The organism is Spirochaetales bacterium (assembly GCA_016930085.1).
Lineage (GTDB): Bacteria > Spirochaetota > Spirochaetia > SZUA-6 > JAFGRV01 > JAFGHO01.
Map to the genome: position 1 here is coordinate 1 of JAFGHO010000118.1, position 9,029 is coordinate 9,029.

Sequence of the window (9,029 nt, forward strand, 5' to 3'; positions counted from 1 at the left end):
GCGGCTTCCCCGCTGCTGCGGCTTCCCCGCTGCTGCGGCTTCCCCGCTGCTGCGGCTTCCCCGCTGCTGCGGCTTCCCCGCTGCTGCCGAAAGCCGTTTAACGAAAACCCTTATACCAGTGCATCGGGCGGCACGATGTCCTTGCCGTATGTCTTTTTCAACTCCATGAGTTTGTGTTTCTGGTCCTTGAGAATAAGGAAGAACTCGTCGGGTATATTGTCTTCTTGCGAATAGATTTTTTCCATCCGCTCCAGTTTTTCGATCCATTTCGTGATACGTATGCTGAATTGTTTTGTATAGGATTCCCGTGTGTATGTTTTATTGAATACCTGAGTGAACAGCCCGGTGAGATCTTCATATTTCGGGATGAGTCCGATGGGTGTGCTGATCGCGCCGTATTCACTATGAACCCTTCCTTCCATCCATAACAGCCATACTTTTTTGTCGACTTTGTGATTGAGAAACTTGCCGTCTTCCTTGAGGAAATAATTGGTTGCGAAAACAAGCGGTGGAGAACTCAAAGCGTTGCCGAACCGGATATGGTTCCTGATATACGTACCGAGGGGAACGACCAGAAAATCCATATTTGCCATGGGGCTGAAAGACCGGACACCTTCAGCTCCCAGGGTGGCCGCCGTTGTTTCGGATTCTATCGTCGCGCCGATGAAAACACCGTGCACCCAGTTGAGACTCTGGTAGACCGGCACCGACGTATCCGAATCACGGCCCCCGTAAATGACGCCGCTCACGGGAACACCCTCGGGATTATCCAGATTCGGGTCCGCGTTTTCGAGTTCCTGTATCCTCATGGTATAGCGCGCGTTTTTATGGGCGTGGCCGATCTGTTTACCTTCCCGGTCCTTGTCGCCGAGTCTCCAGTTTTCACCGTAGTGATTCATTCCTTCAGAAGGCAGTTCCCTGCCCATATTGATCCAGTAGGGAACGCCGTCTTTCACCAGAACATTCGAGAATATCAATTCTCTGGGTGTCGTCAATGTTTCATAGATAAGCGGGTCGTCTTCAGGATTCACATCCGTAATGATGCCGAAAATACCCTGTTCGATATTGACCGCGTACGCCGTGTCGTTTCGGGATTTTAGGTATGCGATGTCGTCACCGACGATCGTCTGGCCCGGAATCATGGCCGTCGATGTTTTGCCGCACGCGCTCGGGTATGCGCCCGCGAAATAGGTGATTCGCTTTTTACCGGCGGGCTGTGCCCCCATGAGAAACATGTGTTCGGCGAGCCAGTCCTCCTGATTCGCCTTGTAAACGGCGAGACGGAGTGCGAGTTTTTTAAGGCCGAGGCTGTTTCCCGCATACTGATTGTTCACGGTAAGCACCTTGTTGCCCTTGAGATCGATATAGATTCGCCGTTTTTCGATATTTTTCGTTACCCCCCTCCCTTCGAGCTCGCCCGCCGAATGGATAAAATAAATGAAATTATCCGATCCGTTCAATTTTTTGAACTCTTCGTAGGCGGTTCTGTAGAGGATATCTTCACTGTGTGCAACGTAAAAGGAATCGGTAATCTGAAGGGCCAGTATCGAGAAGTCCGAACCGACCGGACCAAGACTGAAAAAACGGACGACGGCCTCTTTCCCTTTCATCGCCCCCTCCATGATGTCATGTACCTCTGCAAGTCCCGCTTCACGCTCCATGGTGTTGATGACCTTGCTCATTTTCATTTCCGGCGTTACCAGCACTTTCGTGTTTTTTTTGTCGCGTGCCTGATCATAATACCCGTCATAGTGGATGGTATGGCCTTTCATCGCGAGGGTCGTTTCCTCGCCCAGTTCGATGGCCTGTTTCCTGACATAGGCGATATCTTCGTTTTTATCCGTGATAACGGTCACTTTATCCGGTTTGAGAAGATTGACATAGGTTTCCACAATCTCAAGGATATGGGGATTATTGAGTGCTTCAAGCTTTTTTGTGTTCTCATCATCAAGAATTTTTTTATCGATCGTCATATAATTCTCCCTTCGGTTTATGATATCGTCTTTCTTTCACACCTGAAACCGGAGTTACTATTGGTGTTACATTAACGATAAGGCAGGCAGGGCTGCCGCCACGCAATGACTTAAAACATCCCGGACACTTACCGGGATGTACGTAAGTGGTAGCATGAAGCGTCGTGACCTGTCAAGAGGAAAAATCAACCTGTGCCGTTTTAAAGAAATTTCGATTCCGTTCATCCGGCCCTTGTCTATTTTTTATTATTCTATACAATTGAGGAAGAGACAGATGATAGCGATCGAAGGTGTAAGCAGATATTACGGAAAAGGCGATAAGCGGGTTTTAGCCGTTGACGACCTTACCCTGACAGTGAACAGGGGTGAGCTTTACGGGTTTCTCGGTCCGAATGGCGCGGGGAAAACGACGACGATTAAAATGCTCGCGGGGCTTCTTTCCCCCTCAAGCGGGACGATCCGTATCGGTGATTACGATGTGCGTCGTTGGAGTCTTAAAGTGAAATCGATGATCGGTTATGTACCCGAGGACCCGATCCTTTATGAGAGGATGACGGGAATACGATTTCTTGACTTTATCGCCGATGTTTTTTCCATGCCGATCGAAAGCAGAAAGATCATTGGGGAGCTTGCGGACTATTTCGAAATCGGCTGCGCCCTTAACGATCAGATATCTTCTTATTCTCACGGAATGCGTCAAAAGACAGCCATTATTGCCGCGATGATTCATGACCCGGACGTATTTATTCTGGATGAACCTATTATCGGTCTTGACCCGGCCGCTTCGTTTCGCCTGAAGGAAAAACTGAAATTCTTCTGCGGGCAGGGAAAGACAGTCTTTTTTTCGACCCATGTGATGGAGGTGGCTGAACGGCTTTGCGACCGGGTCGGAATTATCGACAAGGGCAGACTCGTCGCCGAAGGTACCATCGCGTCATTACGGGTCGGGGAGGGCAGAAAGCACGCGACCCTCGAACAGCTTTTTCTGGAGTTGACGGGTGAAGCTGATTAGCCTTGTCGCGGCCTTATTAAACGGGGTTGCCGGTTTACCGGGTACCCGCCTCACGGAACTGAAAAAACGCGGTTTGTTATGGGTGTTTCCCGTAGCCGCGGCCGGAATCCTCCTCCTTATGGGGACAATCGTCTTCTATCTTCTCAATCTGTATCAGGATTTGCTCCTCATCGGGATAGAGACGGGCAGGCCGGAGCTTGTTTTTTTCTATGCCATGCTCGGAAGCTGGATAATCCTGTTTCTTACAGGGATCCCCCTCTCGCTCTCCCTGTTCTATTATTCGACGGATACCGGACTTCTTCTTTCACTGCCGCTTTCTCCCCTGTTGATCGTCGCCTCACGGCTTGTGCTGCTTTTTATTCCGGCCATTCCGGTTAATATCCTCATCGTTGCGCCGGCTGTCGGCGTGTATACGGCCGGTGTTTCCATGTCATGGGAACTGGTCGTTTCGGGTTTCGTATTTCTTATTATCGGTCCTGTTTTCCCCCTCAGCCTGGCAATGCTTTTTACGGCCGGCCTTTCACGGGTTGTGAACCTCGGGAGATACAGAACCGCCCTTGAAGTCGGCGGGATGTTTTTCGCCCTCATCATGATGCTGGGTCTTCAGATTATCATTTCCCGCATCTCGACGGATGCACAAAGCATGTCGACTCCCGCCGGTCTTGCCCTTTTTTTCGACCGGATAATGACGGTTTTTCTTCCGATACGTCTGGCCGCCCTTTCCTTTTTCCCCGCAAAGGGCTTTCTTTTTCTCTTCATGTCTATCGGCCTTGACGGGTTCCTTTTCGGTATCATGCTTATGACAATGAGGTTGACATTTATCAAGAATTTCAGCGAGAGAATGGTTTCCGCCGGAAAAAAAGCCGGAAAACGGAAACCGGAAGTAAAAAAAAACCGCGGCCGTTCCGTCGTGATCGGTATTTTGAACAGGGAATGGCACGTGCTTTTTTCCAATTCAACCTTCATTTTTCAGACATTCGGTGAACTGGTTATCTTTCCGGTACTTCTTGTCATCGGGTATTGGGCAATACCCCAAGATATGCGGCGTCTTGTTATCGAAGGTATTTCCTCTTTCCCTTTTTCGGATCTTATTGTTTTCGGGGTGTGCGTGCTTTTGACCGGATTGAACGGCCTTTCGGCCACAAGCATTTCCCGTGAAGGGCATACATTCGCCCTCAATCTTTTCATCCCTGTTGAGGGAAGAAAACAAATCACGGCAAAGCTTTTGCTTCATTTATCGCTTTATATTCCCGTCTTTATCATCGATGCCCTTTTTCTCTCCCTGCTTTTGGGTGTACCGCTTTGGTTTTTGTTATATATGATACCCGGCGGGATTGTTTTTATCGTACTCGCCTTTTCAGCACACATTTTCATTGACCTCCTCCGTCCCCTGCTTGCATGGACGCACCCGATGCAGGCGGTCAAGAATAATGTCAATGTATTGATCGGAATGGGGGTGTCGTTCGCGTACTGCGGTTTCTTTGGGTCGGCGGGTTATGTGTGCGTCGTTTTATTCGGGATTCCTGCTGTTTTTTTTGCCGCGGGGCTTGTCCTTTTTGTCACTGTTCTGGACATTATCATTCTCCGGCTGCTTTTTATCTATGCGGATAAGCAATACGGGGGCGGATTCGAGATGGCATAGATGTATTCTACAATGAAATTGTGCTTTTTCGCTCTTATGTGTTTTTAGTAAAAATCCACCCGTTTTGCAGGTGGGTTTTTATTCTTTCCGCCATCACGTTTATATGTTCGGGACCTGTTCCGCAGCATCCCCCGACAATAGCGGCACCATTATCGATACATTCGATTATTCCATTCATGAAATCTTCGGGGTCCATTTCGAATACACTCAGATTATCTTTGAGTACCGGTTTTCCTGCGTCCGGTTGTATGATAACGGGCAATCGGGAGGCGCGGCTGAAATAGCCGGCTATCTTTGCCATTTCATGGGGTGACAATGACCCGCAATTCGCCCCGAGAATATCGGCGCCGTTGTCTTCCAACGCCCCGGTAATGTCCGAAACCGAATTACCCATTCCAGTACGGCCGCCTGTTTTTCCAGACGTGCGCCGGCTACATTCACCTCCCGAATATCGATGTTTATTCCGTGTGATTCACAATTGATACGATTCATCGTCAGGGTATTCGTTATGATAACATCGACGCCGCAAGTTATGTATTGACGATGAATTTCAATGACCTCATCCGGGTTTGATGGATTGTTCGTACCGCTCATCTCAAGGCCGCGTTTTGACAATTCGGTGCCCATAGCCCCGTCGATAATTATGATTTTTCTGTTTTTCAATACGCTTATGAAATCATGGTGGGGCATGATATTCTCCTTAAATAATCGCCTTGACAGTGTATTGTTTTTCGGCGTTTCACCGGTAATACGCGACCGCCCCTTCAAAGCCGCCATTGGGGGCGCCGTCTTGCACTAGATATATTCAGCCTTCTTCAAGACACACAATGCATCGGCGGTGACCCAGTCATTCGCTTTTCTTTTGCCCGTCCCTCCCCAGTCGACATAGTCATTGCCGGGCTTAATTTCATGTGAAGTTCTGTAGTATTTTTTTTCCGCCGGCCATCCCGTTCCGGGGATAAACTTGCTCGTCAGTAATTCAAGTGCGTCCGCACATCGTTTGTCTCCGACCAGATTCATTTCGGATAATATTTTCAGCATCCCGAGAATGTCGTAATGCCAGTAGAGGGGATAATGCAGACGGACAAACTCCCTGTCGATTATTTCTCCGGTCGCAAGCCTTTTGAATAACCGCCTCTTTAAAAACAACTCACTCGCGCGTAGCGCGCTCGATTTCGCCTTCTCGTCCTTGAAGGTTTCTGCGTATCGGTAAAGACCGCGCATCGGTATCGCCGTTTCGATGAACGAAGAGGTCGACGCCTGTGGTCTCTTGTCGCAATTCCATCCCCCGTCCGGCCATTGCCAGTGCATGAGGCGCTCCGCCAGATCGTGTAGCCTGTCGTCGAAGAGACCGAGGACTATCAGATAGTGGAGCGCATAACCTTGCTGGGATGCGCACCTCCTGTACCGGCCTTCCATGACCGGTACGCCTTGTTCCCTGTACGCATCCTGTTTGCTTTTCGCTTCAAATTCCCGATAGTACGAAGGAGCAAGCCAAGTCGAGAGTATGGCATTCTTGGCGGAAACAAGCGATGGGTCGCCCGGCGGATAACCGATATCGGAAAGTGAAGCCAGTATCCAGTGGGCCCCCTGCCATTTATCATAAACGCCATGGCCGCTTTTTATTTTTCCGGATTCCGACTGATTTTGCAGCAGCAGTTTTACATTGGGTGAGTTTGTTACCTCCCGGGATATCTTTTTGATCGCTTTGGAGTCGGGGTCTTCGTTAAAAAAATGCACCCGTATCTTCCACCGGATCGATGGATTGTCGGAATGTGACAGTATGTCTGCAATTTTCCCGATATTTTTCATTTTACGATTGCCACGGCTATGCCGTCATATCCTTTCTCGGCGGTCAAATGAAGCGGAAGCAGCAGTGGTGTCAAGCGGCCGGATATCCGGTGTCAGTCGCGGGAGCCTGTTCGTATACCGTCAAGCCGTTTCCCGGCGGCGATAATCGTGTTTTTCAGCAACATGGCGATCGTCGTCGGTCCGACGCCGCCAAGTCTCGACGTTATCCAGCCGGCGACATCTCCGACAGCGACATCGATATCCGGAATCAGGCGTTTCCCTTCCCAGGTGATACCCCCGCTGATCGCAACGCAACCCCTTTTGACCATATCGGGTCGAATGAATCCGGGTATACCGACTCCGCACACGATAATATCCGCCAGTACCGTGTAATCCTTTATATTTTTTACACCGGAATGCAGCATTGTGACGGCGGCGTTTGCGTATTCCCGCTTCATGGATAACATCAAAGCCAGGGGTCTTCCCAGCGTGGGGCCGCGGCCGACAATCACGACATGTCTGCCTTGAACGGGAATTTCGTAAAACCGTAACATTTCCATGATACCGGCCGGGGTACAGGGCAAAGGGCCGTCTTCCTGTAATACAAGTTTGCCCAGGTTATAAGGATGTAAACCGTCCGCATCTTTTTCAGGCTTTATCATGGAAACCGCTTCCGTAAAATTGAATTTTTCCGGAACGGGACTCTGTATCAAAAAAGCATCGACCGCCGGATTATTGTTGAATTCTTCCACGGCGTTTATTAATGCTTCCTGTGTTGCCGATTCCGGGACGTCGATATTAAACGATTTAATACCGACGGTTTTACATGTTTTATGTTTATTGTCGACGTAATGACGGCAGTTCGGATTGTTTCCCACTAATATCGTACCGAGTCCGGGAACTATTCCTTCGGACGCAAGAAGCCGTGCTTTTTTTTCTACCTCATCGAGTATTTTTTCTGCGATTGGAATTCCGGACATTTCTCTCGCACTCATGCATCATACCCCCAAACAGGTTTATTGGAATGATTATTATATCCGACTGGCGTTGTTTTATAAAGCCCATTGCGGCGGAAAACACGGCCGGTTTCTTCGCATTATAATTCCGATTCATGGCACCCGAGGTTCTCCCCCGACATCACGCAACGAGGCCATTCGGTATCCGATATCCCCCAATCCGTAAATTCCTTTATTGCCGCAACATAACGCTCGACCGATTCATGAGATTTTGTTTCGAGTACGGCTTCGATTGATGGTATCAGGTTAGGGGGTTTTTCCGCGGCGCCCTCCAGTACACGGAGAAACCACTTGTGATAGGGGTAGAGTAACTCGTTATAGGCAAGGATCGACCGTCCGCCATAAAGAACAATATTACAGAGAGAGGTATTGAACAGGTAGACATTATTCTTGTTTTTCCCTTCATCGTAAAACCATCTCCATTCGAGAAAACGGGCGTATAATCGCCTCATCCTCGCATCTTTGTATTGTTTGGGGTACCGTGACGCCTCGTCAATCATATTCTCCAGATCCGGAATTCTGGAGTATGCGATGTATGCGTCCTTAAAGGCGAATCGTGCCGGCTCCCCTCCATGCCGGATGACTTCCCGTATGAACTCCGTGCTGATATACTTCCCATCCACATAGCCTTTCTCGTACGTACAGCTTTCCCGTTCCCAATATAGTACTTCATTATCTTTGCATCGTTTTTCGTATTCTTCCCGTGACACAACGATCATGATATCGATATCAGCGTCTTCATTCGCGAAGCCGTGTGCGATGGAACCGGCAATAATCAGGGCAAGGACATTGTCGTTCTTTTTCATCTTTTCGATCACATTGTCAATGGAATTCCTGTGATGTTGATACATTTATCCCACCTTGTTTACTATTGGAGTTTTAAGGTTACCGTTTTATACAGTGCTTTTCACATGGTAGCGAAGCGGCGGTGATTTGCAGGACGCCGTGAACAGGATAATTTTAAAACCATTATCAATAGAGTCATTCACATCCATTATTCCCCTATATAAAGTATATAAGCATTCTTTATATGTAATAAAAGGCACTTTAAAAACCTGCCTGGCGGCTTTTTTGGAAATACCGTTAAGCAGGCAGGGATACAAAAACGCGGGACCGGATATATCCGGTCCCGCGTACACATTGTAATAATAATACATATATGTTTTTCCGCTAATCGGCACCCCTTTCAATCCCCATTGACGATCACGATGGATCGGGATGACGGGATCGCCCTTGCCGGAAGACTATAGTATCACTAGAAATTACACGACCTGAGGCCCACATAGCACTGGGCTATAAGCAATGCGTCCGTGATGTTTATCTGGCCGTCCCTGTTCGTATCTGCATTTCCGGAGTTGAAGTTCGAGGGATTCAAGCCGACGTAATATTGCGCAATAAGAAGAGCATCCGTGATGTTTACCTGGTTGTCATTATTGACGTCACCGAGGTTCGCCGGAGGATTGGTCGCGTAATTCGACGTCGTCGTCGTCGTGGAGGAAGAAGAGGAGGATGAGGCGCCGCCCACTGTTATATTGGAGCTGCCGCTGCTCTGATATCCCTCCGTACACATTATCATGTAATCCCAGGTAGATCCC

9 protein-coding genes are annotated in these 9,029 nt (G+C 48.8%); 2 read left to right on the forward strand and 7 right to left on the reverse strand.

What is annotated here, in order from left to right; translation table 11 throughout:
- Nucleotides 1-110: 110 nt before the first annotated feature.
- Nucleotides 111-1,973, reverse strand: a complete 1,863-nt coding sequence (locus tag JW881_19950; protein ID MBN1699799.1) for a phosphoenolpyruvate carboxykinase (GTP) — start codon at nt 1,971-1,973, stop codon at nt 111-113.
- Between the two features lie 274 nt (nt 1,974-2,247).
- Here JW881_19950 and JW881_19955 point away from each other — a divergent pair, with 274 nt between their 5' ends.
- Entirely contained in the window at nt 2,248-2,985 is a 738-nt protein-coding gene (locus JW881_19955; GenBank protein MBN1699800.1) for an ABC transporter ATP-binding protein, read from the forward strand.
- Nucleotides 2,972-4,627, forward strand: coding sequence for a hypothetical protein (locus JW881_19960; protein ID MBN1699801.1), 1,656 nt, complete (start codon nt 2,972-2,974; stop codon nt 4,625-4,627). Before JW881_19955 ends, JW881_19960 begins: the two co-directional genes overlap by 14 nt.
- Before the next feature lie 34 nt (nt 4,628-4,661).
- Here JW881_19960 and JW881_19965 read toward each other — a convergent pair whose 3' ends face one another.
- The 6 genes from JW881_19965 to JW881_19990 form a co-directional block, all read right to left on the reverse strand.
- On the reverse strand, nt 4,662-4,988 hold the full coding sequence (locus JW881_19965; GenBank protein MBN1699802.1) for a homocysteine S-methyltransferase family protein: 327 nt from the start codon (nt 4,986-4,988) through the stop codon (nt 4,662-4,664).
- A complete protein-coding gene (locus JW881_19970) occupies nt 4,916-5,404 on the reverse strand; it encodes a homocysteine S-methyltransferase family protein (protein MBN1699803.1) in 489 nt (162 codons plus the stop codon). The genes JW881_19965 and JW881_19970 overlap by 73 nt, the downstream gene beginning before the upstream one ends.
- Before the next feature lie 18 nt (nt 5,405-5,422).
- Nucleotides 5,423-6,439, reverse strand: a complete 1,017-nt coding sequence (locus JW881_19975) for a hypothetical protein (protein MBN1699804.1) — start codon at nt 6,437-6,439, stop codon at nt 5,423-5,425.
- A 92-nt stretch (nt 6,440-6,531) separates the two neighbouring features.
- The gene (locus tag JW881_19980) at nt 6,532-7,413 is read right to left on the reverse strand and encodes a bifunctional 5,10-methylene-tetrahydrofolate dehydrogenase/5,10-methylene-tetrahydrofolate cyclohydrolase (GenBank protein MBN1699805.1); all 882 of its coding nucleotides are present in this window, start codon (nt 7,411-7,413) and stop codon (nt 6,532-6,534) included.
- 101 nt (nt 7,414-7,514) lie between these two features.
- A complete protein-coding gene (locus JW881_19985) occupies nt 7,515-8,285 on the reverse strand; it encodes a nucleotidyltransferase domain-containing protein (GenBank protein MBN1699806.1) in 771 nt (256 codons plus the stop codon).
- A gap of 404 nt (nt 8,286-8,689) precedes the next feature.
- Nucleotides 8,690-9,029 (reverse strand): hypothetical protein (locus tag JW881_19990; protein ID MBN1699807.1); only part of this gene is annotated, 340 nt, incomplete at its 5' end.

Bases quoted from the DNA above. Each gene is read 5' to 3' on its own strand.
- JW881_19980 (MBN1699805.1), bottom strand. From the start codon at position 7,413: ATGAGTGCGAGAGAAATGTCCGGAATTCCAATCGCAGAAAAAATACTC.
- JW881_19970 (MBN1699803.1), bottom strand. From the start codon at position 5,404: ATGGCGGCTTTGAAGGGGCGGTCGCGTATTACCGGTGAAACGCCGAAA.
- JW881_19955 (MBN1699800.1), top strand. From the start codon at position 2,248: ATGATAGCGATCGAAGGTGTAAGCAGATATTACGGAAAAGGCGATAAG.
- JW881_19950 (MBN1699799.1), bottom strand. From the start codon at position 1,973: ATGACGATCGATAAAAAAATTCTTGATGATGAGAACACAAAAAAGCTT.
- JW881_19985 (MBN1699806.1), bottom strand. From the start codon at position 8,285: ATGTATCAACATCACAGGAATTCCATTGACAATGTGATCGAAAAGATG.
- JW881_19975 (MBN1699804.1), bottom strand. From the start codon at position 6,439: ATGAAAAATATCGGGAAAATTGCAGACATACTGTCACATTCCGACAAT.